At 61.9% G+C, this 20057-nt stretch carries 17 protein-coding genes; 16 read left to right on the top strand and 1 reads right to left on the bottom strand.

Annotation, left to right across the window (positions count from 1 at the left end):
- Positions 1-31 precede the first annotated feature (31 nt).
- The 8 genes from secY (at position 32) to rplQ (ending at position 5369) form a co-directional block, all read left to right on the top strand.
- Positions 32-1372: a preprotein translocase subunit SecY gene (secY, locus tag BG22_RS01985; protein ID WP_094666741.1), complete on the top strand. Its 1341-nt coding sequence runs from the start codon at positions 32-34 to the stop codon at positions 1370-1372.
- 200 nt (positions 1373-1572) lie between these two features.
- Positions 1573-2133, top strand: a complete 561-nt coding sequence (locus BG22_RS01980) for an adenylate kinase (RefSeq protein WP_094666742.1) — start codon at positions 1573-1575, stop codon at positions 2131-2133.
- Between the two features lie 167 nt (positions 2134-2300).
- Positions 2301-2519 carry a translation initiation factor IF-1 gene (gene infA, locus BG22_RS01975; RefSeq protein WP_003808114.1) on the top strand — a complete coding sequence of 73 codons (219 nt, stop codon included), beginning with the start codon at positions 2301-2303 and terminating at the stop codon, positions 2517-2519.
- Between the two features lie 23 nt (positions 2520-2542).
- Positions 2543-2656 (top strand): 50S ribosomal protein L36, encoded by a 114-nt coding sequence (gene rpmJ, locus BG22_RS01970; protein ID WP_003814578.1) that lies wholly within the window; start codon positions 2543-2545, stop codon positions 2654-2656.
- Positions 2657-2801: 145 nt separating this feature from the next.
- Complete coding sequence (gene rpsM / locus BG22_RS01965) at positions 2802-3179, top strand: 30S ribosomal protein S13 (RefSeq protein WP_012578466.1); 378 nt, start codon at positions 2802-2804, stop codon at positions 3177-3179.
- Positions 3180-3262: 83 nt separating this feature from the next.
- Positions 3263-3664, top strand: a complete 402-nt coding sequence (rpsK, locus tag BG22_RS01960) for a 30S ribosomal protein S11 (RefSeq protein ID WP_094666743.1) — start codon at positions 3263-3265, stop codon at positions 3662-3664.
- Positions 3665-3741: 77 nt separating this feature from the next.
- Positions 3742-4737, top strand: a complete 996-nt coding sequence (locus BG22_RS01955) for a DNA-directed RNA polymerase subunit alpha (RefSeq protein WP_094666744.1) — start codon at positions 3742-3744, stop codon at positions 4735-4737.
- 95 nt (positions 4738-4832) lie between these two features.
- A complete protein-coding gene (gene rplQ, locus BG22_RS01950) occupies positions 4833-5369 on the top strand; it encodes a 50S ribosomal protein L17 (protein ID WP_094666745.1) in 537 nt (178 codons plus the stop codon).
- A gap of 113 nt (positions 5370-5482) precedes the next feature.
- Here the strand turns inward: rplQ and truA are convergent, their stop codons facing one another.
- Positions 5483-6394 carry a tRNA pseudouridine(38-40) synthase TruA gene (gene truA / locus BG22_RS01945; protein WP_094666746.1) on the bottom strand — a complete coding sequence of 304 codons (912 nt, stop codon included), beginning with the start codon at positions 6392-6394 and terminating at the stop codon, positions 5483-5485.
- A 529-nt stretch (positions 6395-6923) separates the two neighbouring features.
- On the opposite strand from truA, the gene BG22_RS01940 reads away from it, so the two are divergent.
- From BG22_RS01940 to BG22_RS01905, 8 genes are all read left to right on the top strand, one after another.
- Positions 6924-9104: a circularly permuted type 2 ATP-grasp protein gene (locus tag BG22_RS01940; RefSeq protein WP_140492657.1), complete on the top strand. Its 2181-nt coding sequence runs from the start codon at positions 6924-6926 to the stop codon at positions 9102-9104.
- A gap of 101 nt (positions 9105-9205) precedes the next feature.
- Complete coding sequence (locus tag BG22_RS01935) at positions 9206-10006, top strand: transglutaminase family protein (protein ID WP_094666748.1); 801 nt, start codon at positions 9206-9208, stop codon at positions 10004-10006.
- Positions 10007-10538: 532 nt separating this feature from the next.
- The gene (locus BG22_RS01930) at positions 10539-11843 is read left to right on the top strand and encodes an Nramp family divalent metal transporter (RefSeq protein WP_375137680.1); all 1305 of its coding nucleotides are present in this window, start codon (positions 10539-10541) and stop codon (positions 11841-11843) included.
- Between the two features lie 91 nt (positions 11844-11934).
- Positions 11935-13623 carry an MDR family MFS transporter gene (locus BG22_RS01925; protein WP_181163338.1) on the top strand — a complete coding sequence of 563 codons (1689 nt, stop codon included), beginning with the start codon at positions 11935-11937 and terminating at the stop codon, positions 13621-13623.
- 384 nt (positions 13624-14007) lie between these two features.
- The gene (locus BG22_RS01920; RefSeq protein ID WP_140492654.1) at positions 14008-14574 is read left to right on the top strand and encodes a hypothetical protein; all 567 of its coding nucleotides are present in this window, start codon (positions 14008-14010) and stop codon (positions 14572-14574) included.
- A gap of 219 nt (positions 14575-14793) precedes the next feature.
- Positions 14794-16359, top strand: coding sequence for a sugar transferase (locus BG22_RS01915; RefSeq protein WP_375137678.1), 1566 nt, complete (start codon positions 14794-14796; stop codon positions 16357-16359).
- Between the two features lie 98 nt (positions 16360-16457).
- The gene (locus BG22_RS01910; protein WP_258186165.1) at positions 16458-18404 is read left to right on the top strand and encodes a DUF4012 domain-containing protein; all 1947 of its coding nucleotides are present in this window, start codon (positions 16458-16460) and stop codon (positions 18402-18404) included.
- A gap of 121 nt (positions 18405-18525) precedes the next feature.
- Positions 18526-20028 carry a polysaccharide biosynthesis tyrosine autokinase gene (locus BG22_RS01905; protein ID WP_258186164.1) on the top strand — a complete coding sequence of 501 codons (1503 nt, stop codon included), beginning with the start codon at positions 18526-18528 and terminating at the stop codon, positions 20026-20028.
- Positions 20029-20057 lie beyond the last annotated feature (29 nt).

The following is a 20057-nucleotide window of genomic DNA, read 5'->3' as shown; positions in this document are numbered from 1 at the left end:
CCCGTTGGCGTGTCATAGGGAGGAAACCCAGGTGAGGACACTAATCCAGGCCCTGAAGACCAAAGAGCTGAGGAAGAAGATTCTCTTCGTCCTGTTCATCATCATCGTCTATCGCATCGGCTCGTTCATTCCGACCCCCGGCGTCAAGTACTCGGTCGTTCAGGAATGCATGGGTAAGATGCAGACCGCTTCCGAGAACTTCATCGGACTGGTGAACCTCTTCTCCGGCGGCGCCATGCTTCAGCTGTCCATCTTCGCACTGGGCGTCATGCCGTACATCACGGCCTCCATCGTGGTGCAGCTGCTGCGCGTCGTCATTCCGCGCTTCGAGGCCCTGCACAAGGAGGGCCAGTCCGGCGAGGCCAAGCTGACCCAGTACACTCGTTACCTCACCATCGGTCTGGCCGTGCTGCAGTCCACCACCATTCTGGTGACCGCCCGCTCCGGCGCCCTGTTCAACTACCAGTGCGATCAGGTCATCCCGGACGGCTCCGTCTGGAACCTCGTCACCATGGTGCTCATCATGACCGGCGGCACCGGCCTGATCATGTGGATGGCCGAGCTCATCACCGACAAGGGCATCGGCCAGGGCATGTCCATCTTGATCTTCATGTCCATCTGCTCCGGCTTCCTGCCGCAGCTGTGGGAGATCGGCTGGGGCACCAACGGCACCGATGGCGACTGGGTCAAGTTCGGCATCGTCGTGAGCGTGCTCGTGGTCATCCTCATCTTCGTCGACTTCGTCGAGCTGTGCCAGCGTCGTGTGCCGGTCCAGTACACCCGTCGCATGATCGGCCGCAAGATGTACGGCGGCTCCTCCACGTACCTGCCGCTGAAGATCAACATGTCCGGCGTCATCCCGCCGATCTTCGCCTCCTCCATTCTGGCCATCCCGACCCTGATCGCCCAGTTCGGCAAGTCCGACCAGTCCTGGGTCAAGTGGATCAACTCCAACCTGGCGAACACCACGTCCGTGTGGTACATCGCGCTGTACGCGCTGATGATCGTGTTCTTCTGCTTCTTCTACACGTCCATCACCTTCAACCCGGATGAGACCGCAGACAACATGAAGCAGTACGGTGGCTTCATCCCGGGCATCCGCGCCGGCAGCGCCACCAGCCGCTACCTGACTTACGTGATGAACCGACTCAACACCGTCGGCGCCGTCTACCTGCTGTTTGTGGCGCTGATTCCGACCGTGCTCATCATGGCGCTTGGCCTTAACGCCCAGCTCCCGTTCGGTGGCACTACGATTCTGATTATCGCCGGCGTCGGTCTCGACACCCTGCGTCAGGCCAAGGCCCAGACCGAGCAGTTCCAGTACACCGGCTTCCTGCTCGAGAACGTGGACCACACCGCCGAAGGCAAGTAAATTGTTACCGATGCGGTATCGACCAATGGCCGGTGCCGCATCTGTATTTGCGTGGCTCCTCTCAGCCGGCTGCGCCGGCAGCTCCCCTCAGAGAGGGGCGCCAATCAAACACATGGCTCTCCTCACCGAGGGGAGCTGTCGCGTAAGCGACTGAGGGGAAGCACCCAACCCCTCTCCAACAAACCGTTAAGGAGTACAATATGCGTCTGCTGATTATGGGCCCCCAGGGCGTGGGCAAGGGCACTCAGGCAGCCCTCCTCGCCGAGCACTACGGCATCCCGACCATCTCCACCGGCGACATCTTCCGCTACAACATCAAGAACAAGACCGAGCTCGGTCTCGAAGCCATGAGCTACACCGACAAGGGCGAGCTGGTTCCGGATTCCCTGACCAACAAGATCGTCAAGGACCGTCTGGCCAAGGAGGATTGCGCCAACGGCTGGATTCTCGATGGCTACCCGCGCAATGCGTCCCAGGTCGAGGCCCTCGATCAGATGCTGGCCGAGCTGGGCGTCAAGCTTGATCATGTGGTGGCCCTCGAGGCCGGCCGCGAGGTGCTGCTCGAGCGTATGAAGAAGCGCGCCGCCGAGCAGGGACGTGCCGACGACACCCCGGAGGCCATCGCGAAGCGTCTGGAGACCTACGAGAAGGAAACCGCCCCGCTGCTTGACACCTACAAGTCCCGCGGCCTGCTGGTCGCCGTGAACGGTGTCGGCGCGATCGACGAGATCAGCAAGACCATTATCGCCGAGCTCGGCTGAACGAAGCTGACGTCGGTGCCGTTTGCCGGCACCTGATATCACAGTCATTATCAATGCCCTTGTACGACACGCCGTGTGTCGCGCAAGGGCATTTGCGTATATAGTTATAGGTTGGTGTGTCTTCGTACACGTCATTAGTAATAGTCCAAGGATAGGAACTGAGGCGCATGGCAAAAGACGGTGTGATTGAAGTCGAAGGTCAGGTGGTGGAAGCACTGCCGAACGCGATGTTTCGCGTAGAGCTCGAAAACAAGCACATCGTGCTCGCCACGATCTCCGGCAAGATGCGTAAGAACTACATCCGCATCCTTCCGCAGGATCGTGTCGTGCTCGAGATGAGCCCCTACGACCTGAACCGCGGACGTATTACGTACCGTTATAAGTAAAGGTACACAAGAAAAGGATAACCATGAAGGTCAGCCCTAGCGTGAAGAGGATCTGCGAAAACTGCCGCGTGATCCGTCGTCACGGCCGCGTCATGGTGATCTGCACCAACCCCCGCCACAAGCAGCGTCAGGGCTGAGAGCAGATTCTCCAGCGGCATTGATATCAGGCACTCCCTCACAGTGCTTCCCGTCAGGGAACGACACTGAACCACGGGTACGTAGGCCCGTGCCGGTCACCGGACGAGTGGGTGCAAGACCTACGGAAAACAAGAAGGAATCGCAATGGCACGTCTTGCCGGAGTCGACATCCCCAATGAGAAGCGCATCGAGATCGCCCTCACCTACATTTTCGGTGTGGGCCGCACTCGTGCCAAGGAAACGCTTGCCGCGACCGGTATCAGCCCGGACATCCGCGTCAAGGATCTCACCGACGAGCAGCTGATTACGCTGCGTGACTACCTCGAGGCCAACTACAAGATCGAGGGTGATCTGCGTCGTGAAATCGATGCGGATATTCGTCGCAAGATTCAGATCAACTGCTACCAAGGCCAGCGTCACCGTAAGGGACTTCCTGTGCGCGGTCAGCGCACCAAGACCAACGCCCGTACCCGCAAGGGCCCGAAGCGCACGGTCGCCGGAAAGAAGAAGGCCACCAAGTAATAGGTGGCATGCTCCGGGCCACGGGATGACCATCCCATCGCCCGGACTCAACAATTTAGTTCGTTAATAGGAAACGAGGGTCAATGGCAGCTCCAAAGCAAGCCGCTCGTAAGCCCGCCCGTCGCCGCGACCGCAAGTCGATTCCGGTGGGTCAGGCTCACATCAAGTCCACTTTCAACAACACGATCATCTCGATCACCGATCCGTCCGGCGCTGTGGTGTCCTGGGCCTCCGGTGGCGACGTCGGTTTCAAGGGCTCCCGTAAGTCCACTCCGTACGCTGCTGGTATGGCTGCCGAGTCCGCCGCCCGCAAGGCTATGGAGCACGGTCTCAAGAAGGTCGACGTCTTCGTCAAGGGCCCGGGTTCCGGTCGTGAGACCGCCATCCGTTCCCTGCAGTCCGCGGGCCTCGAGGTCGGTTCCATCACCGACGTCACCCCGCAAGCCCACAACGGCGTTCGTCCTCCGAAGCGTCGTCGCGTCTGAGCACTCAGCAATTCCATCCATCCATAACCGCCTGACTGGTGAGTGCACCACCGAGTCAAGCTGAAAGGATAACCACAGTGCTTATTGCACAGCGTCCGACTCTGACCGAGGAATCTCTGAATCCACAGCGCTCCCGCTTCATCATTGAGCCGCTTGAGCCTGGCTTCGGCTATACGCTCGGCAACTCGCTGCGTCGCACGCTGCTGAGTTCCATCCCGGGTGCTGCCGTGACCTCCGTGCGCATCTCCGGTGCCCTGCACGAGTTCACTACTCTGCCGGGCGTCCAGGAGGATGTCACCGAGATCCTGCTGAACACCAAGGGCATCGTGCTCACCAGCGAATACGACGAGCCTGTGGTCATGTACCTGCGCAAGAGCGGCAAGGGCGAAGCCGTCGCCGGGGATATCACCCCGCCGGCCGGCGTCACCATTGCCAACCCGGAGCACCACATCGCTACCCTCGCCGATGATGGCGAACTCGAGATCGAGTTCACCGTCGAGCGTGGCCGCGGCTATGTGCCTGCCCAGATGAACAAGCAGGACACCGATGAGATCGGCCGTATTCCGGTCGATTCCATCTACTCCCCGGTACTCAAGGTGAGCTACAAGGTCGAGGCCACCCGTGTGGAGCAGCGCACGGACTTCGACAAGCTCATTCTGGACGTGGAGACCAAGCCCGCCATCTCCCCGCGTGATGCGGTGGCTTCCGCCGGTTCGACCCTGGTTGAGCTGTTCGGCCTGTGCCGCGAGCTCAACACCCAGGCCGAAGGCGTCGAGGTCGGTCCGGCCCCGGTGGCCGAGGAGACCAACCCCGAAATGGCGGTTCCGATCGAGGACCTCAACCTGACGCAGCGTTCCTACAACTGCCTCAAGCGCGAGGGCATCCACACGATCGGCGAGCTTGTCTCCCATACCGAGCAGGACCTGCTCGACATCCGCAATTTCGGTATGAAGTCGATTGACGAGGTCAAGGAGAAGCTGCAGACCTTGGGTCTGAGCCTCAAGTCCTCGCCGATGGCCTTCGATACCATCAATCTCGAAGGTGGCACGTTCTTCTCGCCGGAAGACGAGTGATCTGCCTCTTTTGACCAACCGTCCGTAGTACAGGCAATCGGATGTTCGGGCATGTGCCCACCTGCTTGCCGTGACGGACAATAAGGAGTAAACCCATGCCTACACCCAAGAAGGGCCCGCGTCTGGCTTCCAGCCCTGCGCACGAGCGCCTCATGCTGGCAAACATGGCGACCAGCCTGTTCCAGAACGGCCGCATCACCACCACGCTGCCGAAGGCCAAGCGCCTTCGTCCGCTGGCCGAGCGTCTGATCACCTTCGCCAAGCGCGGTGATCTGCACTCCCGCCGTCGCGTGATGCGCGTCATCCGCAACAAGTCCGTGGTGCACGTCCTGTTCACCCAGATTGCCGAGCAGATGGAGCAGCGTGAGGGTGGCTACACCCGTATCGTCAAGATCGCCCCGCGCGTCGGCGATGCCGCTCCGGCCGCCATCATCGAGCTCGTGACCGAGCCGGTGGCCAAGAAGGCCGTGGTGAAGGAAGCCGAAGCCGCGACCAAGGTTGCTGACGAGGCTCCGGCCGAGGCTACCGAGGCTGAGAACACCGAGGCTACCGAGGCTCCGGTTGCTGAGGCTCCGGCTGAGGAGACCGCCGCTGAGGCTCCCGCCGAGGCTGAGGCTGAGAAGGCCGAGTGAGCGCAGTCTGACTGAACGCTTCACCAATTAGCCAGAGGGTTGGAATCCATTGGGTTCCAACCCTCTTCGCGTTTTCATAAGCCTTCGGGGAGAATGAGGTGAGGTATGGGCTTTTACAACGTGCGCACCGCGCGGATGGCCTCGGCGCGGGCGGCGAGCTGGTCGTCGGCGGGATAGGCGATGTGCTCCAGCGTCAATCCTTGCGGCGCAATGGGTCCGCTCGACCCTTCCCGCACCGGTTCGGCCATTTTCCCGGCGAACCATGCCAATGACTTGCGCCCGGAGCCGACCTTGATGCACGAGCCGACCAGAGAACGCACCATATTGCGGGCGAAGGCGTCCGCCACGATTGTGAACGTTATCAATCCGGACTCCAGCGTCGGCGTCCGATAGGCCTCATCCATGGCGATAGCATTCGGAATCAAAGGCGCTGCCGGCACCCGACGCCAGTAGGCGGTTTTGACTTCCCGAATCGTGGTGCCGCCGGGGTTCGGGGTGGCAAACGAGCCGAAATCGTGAAGTCCGATGGTCATCGCGGCGGCCTGGTTCATCACGTCCAAATCCAACGTCTCATCCACGCGCAGCACGCAGCCACGCAATCGCGGGTCCACTTCACTGGATTGGTCGGCCACCCGATAAACATACGTGCGTTCCAGCGCCGAAAAACGGGCGTCAAAGCCTTCCGGGGCCACCGAGACCCGGTGAATCACGATATCCGAAGGCAGTACCGCCTTGAGACGACGGGCCAGCGCCTCGGTGGATGGCACCTCCATATGGCCCACGCAACGGGCCAGCACCTCGTCGGACACATCCAGATGCGCCACCTGATGCGAGGCGTGCACGCCGGTGTCTGTGCGGCCGGCCACCGTGAGCCGCAACGGTTCATCGGCGTCATCGAACGGCACGCGCAACACCTTGTGCAACGCATCCTCGATGGTGCCTTGTACGGTGCGCAGGTCGGGCTGGCGCGCCCAACCATAGAATCCGCCGCCGTCATATGCCAAATCAAGCCGAAGTCGTGTCATAATCATCCATCCTAACGGGCGACGACAGTGGTTCTCGTCAGAAATGTGTTGACGAATTGACTACCCCCTAGTCCCGCTTCGCGTGCTAGCTCGTCCTGCAATTTCGGACTCGCTACGCGCGCAGCTGTTTGGCTCGCCTGTCGGCTCGCACGATGCCTACAAACATCTTCGTTGTTTGTTTCACGGCAGCGTTCTGACAAGCGGAGCCAAAACATGATCAACGAACTTCTGGCGTAGGACACCACGTAGGACACACGTAGGACGCCAGAGGCGAGAGAGGGGCAATTGCGACGACCCGAAAATAATACGCAACCAACGAATGCGAACAAAGCCATTGGCTCAGTCTCGCCCGCACCCGTCGCGCTCGTCCCATCCCGGTGCTGACCCCGCACAAGTGACCTGCCCGTAACACGCCCGCACATTTGACGAAACCGAGCGGTTCTAGGTTGAAGTCATCACAGCCGGTCACGGTGGACGGCGCGAGCGTGCGCCAAATCCGTTCCGGTCGCTACAGCAAGGAGCAGGTACGATGATCGAATCCGCGGCACACAAACTGGCCCACGATCTGGTGAACCGCCGCGAGGCGATTAACCGCGAGCTGTCCCGCAACGGCGTGCGGTTCGGCATTTACAAGAACGGCGAATATCATGACCGGCTCTTCCCGTACGATCCGGTGCCGCGCATCATCGAATCGGACGAGTTCGACGAGCTGGAGAAGGGACTCAAGCAGCGCGTCAACGCCCTCAATGCCTATCTCAAGGACATCTACTCGGACAAGGCCGTCATCCATGACGGTGTGATTCCCGAGGAATATGTATACACCTCCGCCGGCTACTTCCCGCAGGTCAACGGCGTGACCCCTCCCGGCGGCATCTTCGCGCACATCGCCGGCGAGGATCTCGTCCAGGGCGAGGACGGTCGCTGGTGGGTGCTCGAAGACAACCTGCGCATCCCCTCCGGCGCCAGCTATCCGCTGTTCGTGCGCGACATCGAGCGCCGCATCTCACCGCGACTGTTCCGCGACGTGCGCATCCGCGACAATCGCGAATACCCCCGACTGCTACGCAAGGCCATGGACTTCGTCTCCACCGAGGGCATCGCCGTGGTGCTAACTCCCGGCCGCTACAATTCCGCGTTCTTCGAACACGCCTATCTGGCCGAGAAGACCGGCGCGGCGCTCGCCTTCCCCGAGGACCTCGAGGTGGTGGACAACAAGGTGTACTTCCTCGACTACGCCGGCAAGCGGCATCGTGTGGGCGTGGTCTATCGTCGTCTGTCCGACGAGTACCTCGATCCGTTCGCCTTCAACCCCGATTCGGTGATCGGCGTACCGGGCATCCTGTCCGCCTATCGCGCCGGCAATGTGGCGATCGTCAACGCGCCCGGCAACGGCGCGGCCGACGACAAGGCCATCTACTACTTCGTGCCGCAGATGATCAAGTACTATCTCGGCGAGGAGCCCATCCTGCACAACGCGCCGACCTACATGCCAATGTTCGAGGCCGACCGCAAGGAGGTTCTCGATCGAATGGGTGAGCTGGTGATCAAGGATGTGGCCGAGGCCGGCGGCTACGGCGTGGTGTTCGGCTCGTCGCTGGACGCCGCGGCCCGAGAGGAGCTGGCCGACCGTATCAAGGAGGAGCCGCGCCGGTTCATCGCCCAGGAGGTCATCCAGTTCCGCGATATCGATGTGTTCGATCCGAAGACCGGGGAGATGTCTCCGCGCAAGTGCGATCTGCGCGCGTTCGTCGTGACCGGCAAGAACACGCACGTCTGGTATTCCGGACTGACCCGGTATTCGTCCGTGCCCGGCCAGATGATCGTGAACTCCTCGCAGGGCGGCGGATTCAAGGATACGTGGGTGCTCGCCTCCGAATCCGGTGTGGAACATGAGCTCGACGCGAATGCGCAGGTGGTGAACCTGCTGAGCCAATCCCGCCGTCATTCGCTCTCGCTGGTCACGGCGTCGAAGGCCGACAACCTGTACTGGCTCGGACGGTACACCGAGCGTGCGTTCACCACGCTCAACCAGTTCTTCCCGTTCTACGACCGTGTGATGGACACCGACGTGGACGCCTTCCGCCCGTTCGCGCACGCCCTTGATCTACCGGAGGACTTCGAGGACTTCGACGAGTTCGTTAAGAACTTCCTGTACGACGGCAGTAATCCGGATTCCGTGCGCTCGGCCGTGACCGCCGCGTTCAACAACGCCGTGATCCTGCGTCCGGAACTGAGCTCCCGTCTGCTGCAGTACGTGGAGCTGGCGATGACCAACATCACCGATGCCGCCAAGAAGGCCGACCCCGCGGAGAGCTTGTACAACCATCGCGACATCGCGGACGATTTGCTCGCCTTCTGGGGCGGCATCGAGAATTCCCCAGTGGACCCCACACTCAAGGCATTCGTGTTCATCGGCAAGTATCTGGAGCGCATCGACCTGTACACGCGCTTCGGCCTGTCCATGGAGGAGATGGAAGCCCCGTTGCGTAAGCTCGCCTCCTATTCGATGGTGCTGGACGGCATGCCGCTGCCGAGCTGCTTCGCCGACGGCCTGAGCTGGCTGGTCGGCCAGCTGCCCGCACGCGGATATCAGAACGTGGCGGATTTGTTGCAGCAGTACCTCGACGACTATTCCGGGCGTGTCAGTGCCTTGGCCATCAAGGACATGGGCTCGCTGAGCGCGATGAATATGGATGCCAAGCGCCCCTGACGGACGGAAATGCTAAGGTGGTAGCACGAAACACGGCTTGATGTGATGGTTGGTGTTTCGTGCCCACTAGGCTGTGTTGTTTGATTCCCGCAGGAGATACGTTGAAAAAACTCGTGTTCGACTATGAGATGAAGCTTTCCTTCAGTTCTCCGGTCACCGACCATCGGTTCCAGCTGCGTTGCATCCCCGCCACCGGTCCGCGCCAGCAGGTGATTGACGTGGAAGTCAAGCTCACGCCGGAGACCGAACTCGAGACCACCATCGATTCCTTCGATTCCGTGGTGATGACCGGGTTCATCCCCGAGCCCCATGACGTGTTCAAGTACTCGGTGACCGGCATCGCCTTCGTGGACAATGAGCACATCAAAACCGAGATCTACAAGCCGCTCTACCGATTCAACTCGGCGCTGACCATCCCCGGCCCCTGCGTGGAGGCCATGATAGCGACGTGCCGTGAGCGTATGGCCGGACTGCCGTCCAATGCCACGCCTGTCGAGAAGGCCGCCGAGGTGATGCACGAGGTGTATCGGGCGTTCGTCTACACGCCCGGTTCCACCACCATCCGCACCACCGCCGAGGAGGCGCTCGCGCAGCGCAAGGGCGTGTGCCAGGACTACGCGCATGTGATGCTGTCCGTCTGCCGTCATGTGGGGCTGACCGCGCGGTACATCGCCGGTCTGCTGGGCGGCGAGGGCGCCACCCACGCATGGGTCGAGGTGTATCAGGATGGCCGCTGGATCGGGCTCGACCCGACGCATGACCGTCTGGTGGATGACAACTACATCACCATCGCCCACGGCCGTGATTACCGTGACTGCATGCTCGATATCGGCATCTTCTCCGGCTATAACGTCGAGCAGCACCAGTGGGTCAACGCCTCCGTGCACGAACAGCTGACGTGAGTTCGCGGTGGGCCGTTTCGACCCGTTTCGGTCCGTGACGGGCCGGGGCATCCCGGGGCCTGCTGCGCGGCATACGGAGCGTCACGTTACGCATCTCACATATCGCGCCCGCTCGCATTATTGACGCATGAAACATGCCTGCGCTATAACGGGGCGCGGTATGAAAGCAATGCGTACAGGAGAGGTGAACGCGAACATGAGCGAAATAGGCGAGACTCAGGACGATAACAGCAGCATAGACAACAGCGATACCGCCGATATCGGCAACGGCGGCAGCAATGGCACGGCGACGGGCGGTCCGGTCCGGGAATCGCCGGCCCAATCGGAATCGACGAACGACGGGCATCCTGCGTTGCCGTCGCAGCGGGTGCGGCAGCCAGGCAAGACCAACGACCCGACCATCACCAATGGACGTACGCACGGACGCGGCTATGGACGTATGCACACCATCGATAAGCGGCGCGCCATCCATCCGGACATCGCCCGTCTCGGCGCCGAACACCCCGACATCAACGTGCTGGATGCGGAGGCGGTGGCCAACCGGGACCGTGCCGAAGCGGAGATCGACAAGGAGCGGCGGGCCGCGCGTGGTCAATCAGGCCGGTCGGCTGCCGGCAAGGCCCATCACGGGCATGCGCTCGCCGGCATTCTGGGGCCGGCGTTCGTGGCCGCCGTCGCGTACGTGGACCCGGGCAATGTGGCCGCCAACATCACATCCGGCGCGCGATACGGTTACCTGCTGGTATGGGTGCTGGTGCTCGCTAATGCGATGAGTGTGCTCATCCAATACCAGTCCGCCAAACTGGGCATAGTGACCGGCAAGTCGCTGCCCGAACTGCTGGGCGAGCGCATGAGGGACGCCGGACGTTTCATGTTCTTCGCCCAAGCTGAGGTCATCGCCATCGCCACCGATCTGGCCGAGCTCATCGGCGGCGCCATAGCACTGAATCTGCTGTTCGATTTGCCGCTGTTCGTGGGCGGATGCGTGATCGGTGCGGTTTCGACCGTTCTGCTGCTGTTCGAAGGCGGTAAGACGCACCGTCTGTTTGAGAAGATGGTGATTGCGCTGCTGCTGGTCATCACCTTCGGCTTCATCGCGGGCTTGTTCATCGCGCCGCCCGACCCGGCCGAGGTGGCGGGCGGTCTGATTCCGCACTTCACCACCACGGATTCGGTGCTCATGGCCTCCTCGATGCTCGGCGCTACGGTGATGCCGCACGCCATCTACCTGCATTCCACGCTGGTCAATGACCACTACGCTGCCGGTCAGGCCAAGCCGTCCACCAAGCGTCTGCTCGACGGCTCCAAGGTCGATGTGGTGTGGGCGCTGCTGCTCGCCGGCTCGGTGAACCTGTGCCTGCTCATTCTCGCCGCGAACTCGCTTTACGGCATGCAGGGCACCGATTCCATCGAGGGAGCGCAGCATGCCATCGTCTCCGTGCTGGGGCCGGTGATCGGTACGATCTTCTCCATCGGATTGCTGGCCTCGTCGCTGAGCTCCACCTCGGTGGGCACCTACGCCGGCTCCGAGATCATGCACGGCCTGCTCAGGATCAAGGCTCCGATGTGGGCCTGCCGCGTGGTCACGTTGGTGCCCGGTCTGATCGTGCTGTGGTTCGCCCCGAACCCCACCGAGGCGCTGGTGATCGGTCAGGTGATTCTGTCCATCGGCATCCCGTTCGCCATCATCCCGCTCATGCGCTATACGCATGACAAGGCCTTGATGGGCAAGTGGGTGGACGGTCCGGTCAAGCATGCGCTGTTCATCGCCGTGGCCGTGCTCATCATCGCCCTCAACGTGCTGCTCGTGGTCCTCACCGTGCTCGGCAAGGCGTGATGATTCGCGTCGTCCGCGCCTCTGAATGGCCGAAGATGGGTAGAGCTGGGTATAGCGTGTACGAGTGAAATTTGCGAACGGCAAGGGAAATATGGGCAACCGGCGCGGCGAACTGCAACGAGTGTTGAGCCGCGAGGAATCGTATGTGGATGGCAAGCTCAGCCACGCGGCGTTCGTGTCGATCGCCATTCTGACGTTCATCACGTTCGTTGGCAACTTCGCACAGCTCCAGCTGAGCTCCGCATTACCGGCCATTGTCTCGGAATTCGGCATTTCGGTGACCACCGGCCAGTGGTTGACCTCCGTGTTCCAGCTGGTCATGGGTGTGATGGTGCCGTTGACGGCCTTCCTGACCCGCCGTTTCTCCACGCGCCAGATCGTGATCTGCTCGATGGTGGTGTTCACACTCGGGTCGGTGCTGGCCTGGATCGGCCCGAACTTCGTGTGGGTGCTCGCCGGTCGCGTACTGCAGGCCGTCGGCACAGGCGTCATGTGGCCGGTATTACAGATCACCGTCTTTTCGATATACCCGTTGGCCCGCCGTGGATTCGCCATGGGCACCGTCGGCATGGCCATGAGCGTGGCCCCCGCCATTGGTCCGACGCTGGGTGGTTTGCAGACCGATGCGAACGGCTGGCGTTCCATATTCCTCACCATGACGGTCATTGGTGTGTTCTCACTGCTGGCCGCCATGTTCGGCCTGCATAATTTCGGCTCGCACGATCCGACCGTCCAGGCTGACTTCTTCTCGGTGATGCTTTCGGTGTTCGGCTTCGGCGGACTGATGTTCGGCTTCACCAATTCCGAGACCTATGGGTTTATCGCGCCGATCACATGGGCCCCGATGGCCGTTGGTCTGGTGGGCATCGTCTGGTTCGTGGCGCGCAATCTGCGGGCCGGCCGCCGATACCGCGAGGCGGAGGAGCAGGTGCAATCGGAATCGGGGGAGAAGCCGCACACGGCATCGCAGTCGGGGCAATCCCCGTCGTCTGTGGTGACCGCTGAGGCCACGACAAACGCCGCGAAGAAGACGTCGTCGGAACCTCGCGCCGCCGATCGCCCGCAGCCGCCGCTGCTCGATCTCACCGTGCTGGCGAACCGGTCGTTCACCATCGGCACCATCGTCGCATCGCTCGCGTTCTTCGCGTTCAGCTCGATTCTGGTGATCATGCCGCTCTATATCCAGACCGACCGCGGCTATTCGGCCACGATGAGCGGTCTGATCATGCTACCCGGCGCAATCGGCATGTGCATCTCCCAGTTCTTCGGCGGACGCGCGATGGACCGGTTCGGCGCTCGGCCGGTGGCGCTGTTCGGATCGACGGTGCTCGCCGTCGGCACGGTGGGCATGTCTCTGGTGTCGATGGACACCTGGATTTGGTGGGTGTCGATCTGCCAGTTCGTACGTCAGATCGGGATGGGATTCCTGCTGATGCCAATCACCACATGGTCGCTCAACTGCCTCAACGGCCCCGACGAGGTGTCGGCCGGGTCGTCGGTGACGAATACGGCCCGTCAGATCGCGGGTGCGGTGGGCGCACCGGTGCTGGTGATTCTCATGGAGACGTTCGAGGCATGGCGCAAGGCCTCCGGCGCATCCACCGTGGCGGCTTCCATCTTCGGTATCCAGTGGGCGTTGCGCATCTCCGCCGGCATCTGCGTGGTCATGGTGCTGCTCGTGGCGCTCGGGGTTAAGGGAGACGGTGCAGGCCGCGCTCGAGACACTGTTTCGCTGCGTGCGCTGCGCGATCGGTTGCGCCGTCGCCGGTCCGTCCGCTGACTGGCCGGTTGACCGGCTGGCTGAGACTGACCGGCTGGCTGGCTGACCGACCGACTAACTAAGCGCCCGGCGGCTCGGCAATCCGTCCGGCGAAAATGCCGGAGGTGCGCCATAGCGTCCGATATGCGAGCTGAATGGGACTCGTATTGTGAAAATTCCATGTCTCCCCTAGGTGCTGTGAACGCTAACATGTACAATTCCATAGCGAGGTAGTGACGGTGTTGTTGTGGTTTTGAGGTGTGCACCCGGTCTTCCTCGTGGTATTGAACACTGATTGGAACATAAAGGCGACCCCTGATGATGACGGAACGTAACGTGCGACCGCAAGCCGTCCGTGGGGTGCGCACGCCTGCGGTACATGTCTTGGGGAGACGACGTCACACCATGAGCAGCAAGGTTCCGTTTACCAAAGAGCAGATTGCCTATCTTGAGAGTCTGCCGGCCGTGGCCGCCGCTTCGGCCGTGCGTATCACCTACACCGACGAGTTCAAGCGCAGCTGTCTGACCAGTTACTACCGGGGCGGCAGTCCTGTGGATCTGTTCCGCAAGGCCGGTCTGCCACCGGAGCTCATCGGGTACAAGCGCATTGAACGGTGCTTCTCCCGCTGGCGGGAGTCCGCATCCGAGATTTTCGCCGGTCAAGGGTCGGTCGGGGGGCGTGTTTTCGACGAAGGCTTGGCAGAGGCCGGTTCCGTTTCCGAAGACCGTGCGCCGGGGAGGGATACGACTGCGGTGCGTCACGATGACGCCGGTGCCGGTGCATCAGGCGTCGGTGCCGCGAATGCGGATTCGACCGTAGCCTCCTCCGCGAGCGACGGCTCCGAGGATGCCCCATCCGTGAAGGATGACGTGCGCGACCAGCTCATCCGTCAGCAGGTACGCTACATCATCCAGCTTGAGCATGAAATCGACGAACTGAAGAAGCGCGTCGTCCGCCGAACCGGCCGCTGACCCCCGATTTCGACACCGAACACCCCGTGAGTCATAGGGGGTTCTGTATACTGTTATGCGCGGTACGGGGGTACCCCTATGCGAACGGTTCCCCTTGATTTCCTTGCCGGGAATGGTGTCGTTGCTGACATTCTCGCCTGACACTTCTCCGACGCTTGGAACGCCACAGACGCCGCACACGATGGTATATGGTCGACGTTCGGAAGCGCGGGGGAGATATTGGCTCGGTCATCGCAGTTGCATAATCGGTTGTTCCTCGGCCACACCGACGAACAATTCCGCACGCTGCGTGATCGGCAGTTGTCGCAGGTGCTGTATTGGCGGTTCTTCGTCAATCTGGCGCTCATGCTGGTGGATGCGGCCATGTTCCTCATCGCGGAGGCCACCGTTCTCAACGTGCGAACGGCCGGGATGCAGTTCTATTCGTCGCGGCTCGGCTTCGCCGTGGATACCACGCTCTATCTTGTCGTCTCCGCATGCTGCTGGATCTGGTCGCTGAGGACCGTGGGCATCTACCATCGTCACATCATGGGCGACGGATACCAGGTGAACATACTGTTGGTCAAGGGCATGGCGTTGTGCTGGATGCTGCATTGCACGCTCGACTACATCTTCGGTTTCCGAATGACCCTGCGCACCTTGACGCTCATGGTGGTGGCGGGCTGGTTGCTCACCGCAGTGGAACGTATCGTCTCCCGCATGTTCCTTACGCGCAGCCGCGATGCAGGGCAGTTCGCCTACGGCACGGTGATTGTCGGCTCGCCGAAAGGCATCGGCAATACCCTGCGTTTTCTGGGGCGTCGCCAACAGCTCAACTACCGGCCGGTGGCGGTCTGCCCGATTAGGTTCAACCCGGAGACAGGGCTGATAGAAGCGGACACTGATATCGAGATGCTGGAATGGCAGATCAGCGCCAATTGGGGAGACTCGCTGCCGGTGCTCGAGTACCGCGACCAAGACCTCGCGTATCGCATCGTCGATATGAACGCCCAGACCGTGCTGGTCGCGGACGAGTTGCGCCGGTATTCCGACAACTACAACATCTTCTCTGTGCGCATGGAGTCCTCCGGCCTGGAGATCGCCATGCTGGCCTCCGCCGCGGACACCGCGAACCACGAATTCCAGATCCGCTCGATTCAGGGCGTCACCATCATCACCCAGCGACTTGCCCAGTACACGCCGTCCGTGCGGTTTGCTAAGCGCATGTTCGATCTGGTGGTCTCCTCGTTGGCCATCGTCTGCTCGCTGTTCATCACGCTGCCGGTGGCGATCGCCATCAAACTGACCGATGGCGGTCCGGTGTTCTACACACAAACCCGCGTCGGACTCAACGGCAAGCCGTTCGAGATGATCAAGTTCCGTTCGATGGTGACCGATGCGGACAAGCTCAAGGCAGAACTGGCCAAACAGACCGGCCAGACCGACCGGTTCATCTTCAAGATGAAGGATGACCCTCGCATCACGCCGATAGGCCGGTTCATCCGCCGTTTCTCCATCGACGAACTGCCGCAGTTCCTCAATGTCTTTAAGGGGGATATGTCCACGGTGGGGCCGCGTCCGCCGCTGCCGGAGGAATACGAGCGCTACAACACGCTGTATGCCACGCGCATGCTCGTCAAGCCCGGCATCACCGGTCCATGGCAGGTGTCTGGCCGCTCCGACCTGTCTGCCGAGGAAAGCGAGGCGCTGGACGTCGCCTATGTGCAGAACTGGTCGATTATGGGCGATATTCACCTCATGTTCCGCACGGTCGGTGCCGTGCTGAGCCACAAGGGGGCCTACTGATGGACCGTCCCACGCTTCGGCCTGAGTCGCTCGAGCCGGGTAAGCCCCTCGAACCGCCGACTCCGCCTGCCCCGCCGACCCCGTCAATCGTCGAACCTATGCCCGGCACGACATCCGGTTCCCGAGGGAACGGAACGGACCGGTCTCATGAGGACGATCTGCCCCAATCCGCAAACGGCCGTCCGGCCCGGAGGCGGATGAGCCGTGCGGCCGTGGCGCGTATGAAACGGGCCCGTCGCCGTCGCCGCATCATCCTTGGCGTTCTTGTCGCCATGGTGACGCTGATGTGCGCGCTGGCCGGCTGGTTCGCCGTGTCCGCGTGGATCGCCAAAGGCGAAGTGGAGGCCGCGGTGGCGGCCGTCTCGCAGGTCAAATCCGCTGCCGAGTCCGGGGACCTGGATCAGGCAGCCGATGGCCTTGATGAATTCGCCGACCATGTCCAGTCCGCCTATCGTCAGACCAGTCAGCCCGTCTGGGCGCTCGCCGGCATGACGCCTCGATACGGCGCGGATATCACGGCGATTCGCGAGACCGTCCACATCCTCGAGGACGTCTCCAACAACGGAATCCCGAAAATCACCAAGATGCTGCGGTCCGTGGACCTTGACCGAATCGGCATCAAGGATGGCGTCATCAGCTTGGGCGGTCTGGAGGACTCGTCGGCTGACTTGGCTGCCGCGCACCAATCGATCGTCGATGCCGCCGCGCGACTCAATACCGTGGGGCCTACGACCATCCCGCAACTGACCAGCGCCCTCGAGCAGGGCCGGGAGCAGATCGGCAGGCTTTCCGCCCTTACGGACATGGCCAGCAGGGTGGCGGATGTCGCGCCTTCGATGCTGGGCCTCGGCAGCAGCGGTAATGGCGGCAGCGGCGGTAATGGCGGAGCCAGCCGCACGTACCTCATACTGGCGCAGAACAACGCCGAGCTCAGGGCCACGGGCGGCATCGCCAGTTCATGGGGCACCCTGACAGTCACCAACGGCCGCTTACGCCTCACCGATTTCGCCACGCCGCCATCGGATGCGGTGTTCGGCGCCGGAGAGGCCAGTGGCGTGCTCACGGCCGATGAGCGCAACCTGTTTTCCACCAACATGGCGACGGACTATCAGGATCTGAACTTCACACCGGACTTCACGCGCACTGGCGAGCTCGCCAGCGAGATCTGGGAACGCGCCGGCAACGGCAAGGTGGATGGCGTCATCAGTGTGGACCCGGTGTTCCTCGGCAGATTGCTTGCCGTTACCGGCCCGGTCAGCCTTGACTCGACCATCACGTCGGCGGTGCTGGGGCTCGAACAGGGCGATGGTGGCGCGAATACGCTCACGCTGAGTGCCGAGAACGCCGCGGAAGTGCTGCTCAACCGCATTTATCTGACCGGCGCCACCCAGGACGAGCAGGATGCCTTCTTCTCGAGTGCCGCCGCGCAGGTGTTCGACCACGTGCTTCATCATCTCGATGGCAAGGGCCGCAGTCTGATGAAGGTCGTGCGGGAGGCGGCGGATGATGGGCATCTGTACGTGTACAGCACCCACGAGGCGGAGCAGGACCGGCTGGATGGCACGGCGGTCTCCGGCGTGCTGATTTCAGGCGATGCCCCCGGCAATCCGGTGGCCGGCGTCTATCTCAACGACGGCACGATGGGCAAAATGGACTGGTATCTGGACCGCGTGGTGACCAGCGAGTACGAGAAGACCTACCCCAGCGGGGCACGCCAGTACACGCTCACCATCTCGCTGACCAACACAGCCGATGCCGCGTCCATCGCCGCCGCGCCCGATCTGCTGCGAGGTTACGACAGTGACCGCAACCCCCGTCACGGCGAGATTGAAACCGTGATATACGTGTATGCCCCCGCCGGAGGCCGTCTGGTGGACTGGAGCGAGGATTTCGACCAGATCGCCACGCACGACGGGCTGACGGTGGGTGCCAAAACCGTGACATTGGAACCGGGGGAGCGGTTTACTGTCACTGTCCATGTGCTGGCCAGCGCATCGGCCGGGGACACGCCGCTGACCGTGCGCCAGACACCGCAGACGGATTGACCGCCAAAGGTGGCGGACCGTGCGCGCGGGAGGCACCGGACGACAGACACTCTTCCGCGATGGGGGTACCCCCTTCCGATTACAGTAGAACAGATACGAATCTGCAGAAAGCGAGCATTGTTTGGCAAGCGAAACGGACCAGATCCAGAATGATGTCATCACTATCGACGTGCTGGGCGCGCTGAAGAAGCATTTCATCACGGCGATTGTCACGCTTGTGGTGGTGTGTGCCGCGGCTGCCGCGTACACATTCACCCGCACGCCGATGTATACGGCAACCTCCGAGCTACTGGCCACCTACCGCACGTCGGCTAGTTCGACCACCGGCAGCGCCGGCAACGAACTCAACTCCGGTGCCAGTTACATCAACAGCCAGATTCAGACCTACCCCCAGCTGGTGAAGACCGAATCCGTACTCCAGCCTGTGATCGACGATCTGGGGCTGAAGACCACGGTCAAGGAGCTCGCCGCCACGGTGACCGCCTCCAATCCGAGCGATACAATGCTCGTCGACATTTCCGTCGAGAACGCCGACCCGAAGACCGCCTCCACCATCGCCAACGCCGTGGCGGAAAGCCTCAAGAAGCAGGTCACTTCAACGCTCTACAGCGACGAGGGCGATAAGATCGTCTCCCCGGTCAACCTCACCGTCGTCCAGCAGGCTTATGTGCCCGCCTCGCCCAGCTCGCCGAACGTGAAGATGAACCTCGCGATCGGCGTCCTCGTCGGCGTGGTGTTTGGCTTGATAGCTGCCGTCATCAAGGATTCGCTCGACACGCGCATCCGTCATGAATCCGATGTCACTGCGCTCGTCGACGCGCCCATCTTGGGGTCGATCCGCCGCAATGACCTGTACCACGGCAAGGCGCCGGCGGTCATCTCCAAGCCCGCTTCCCGTGAGGCGGAGGAGGTGCGGCGTCTGCGCACGAACCTGTCGTTCATCCTGCCAGGTACGCCATGTTCTAATGTAATCGTGGTGACGTCGGCCGGTCCGTCCGAGGGCAAGACCACGATCTCGGTCAACATGGCGACCGCCTTCGCCGAGTCCGGTTCCAAGGTGCTGCTCATCGACGCCGACGTGCGTAACCCCTCTGTGGGCAAGCAGCTCGACCTCGAGGATACGGTGGGACTGACCCACCTGATTACCAATGAGGTCTCCTCTCAGGAGGCCATCCAGAAGTACTGGAAGCAAAACTTTCATGTGCTGCCCGCGGGCGCCCAGCGCATCAACCCGAGCATTCTGCTCAACTCCCATGCGATGAAGGCCCTGATCGATCAGGTTTCCGAGGCCTATGACTATGTAATCGTCGACACCGCCCCGATGCGCGTTTCCAACGACGCCGTGGTGTTCGCCAAGGAGGGGCCGCAGCTCATGTTCGTCGTGGGCCTCGGCGTGGCCGAGAAGAGGCTGCTCCGGAAGACGGTGCAGGAGCTCGACACCCTTGACGTCAAACCGGTGGGCATCGCCATCGACTATGCCGAGAATGACAACATGCAAAAGACCGGCTATTACTACTACGGCGATTCTTCCAAGGACAGGAACGGTTCCTCCGGTGGTGTGCACAAAGCCGGTAGGGGCCTAAAGCCCGGGGCTTCCACCCCGTCCCTCCGCGCTAACGACTGACGCCCGGCGCCCATTCCCGAAACGCACCT

The organism is Bifidobacterium sp. UTBIF-78, from assembly GCF_006408945.1.
In the GTDB taxonomy this organism is placed as follows: Bacteria; Actinomycetota; Actinomycetes; order Actinomycetales; family Bifidobacteriaceae; genus Bifidobacterium; species Bifidobacterium myosotis.
Note: the sequence above shows the minus strand (reverse complement) of the source record. Positions and strands in the feature narration are given on the sequence as shown.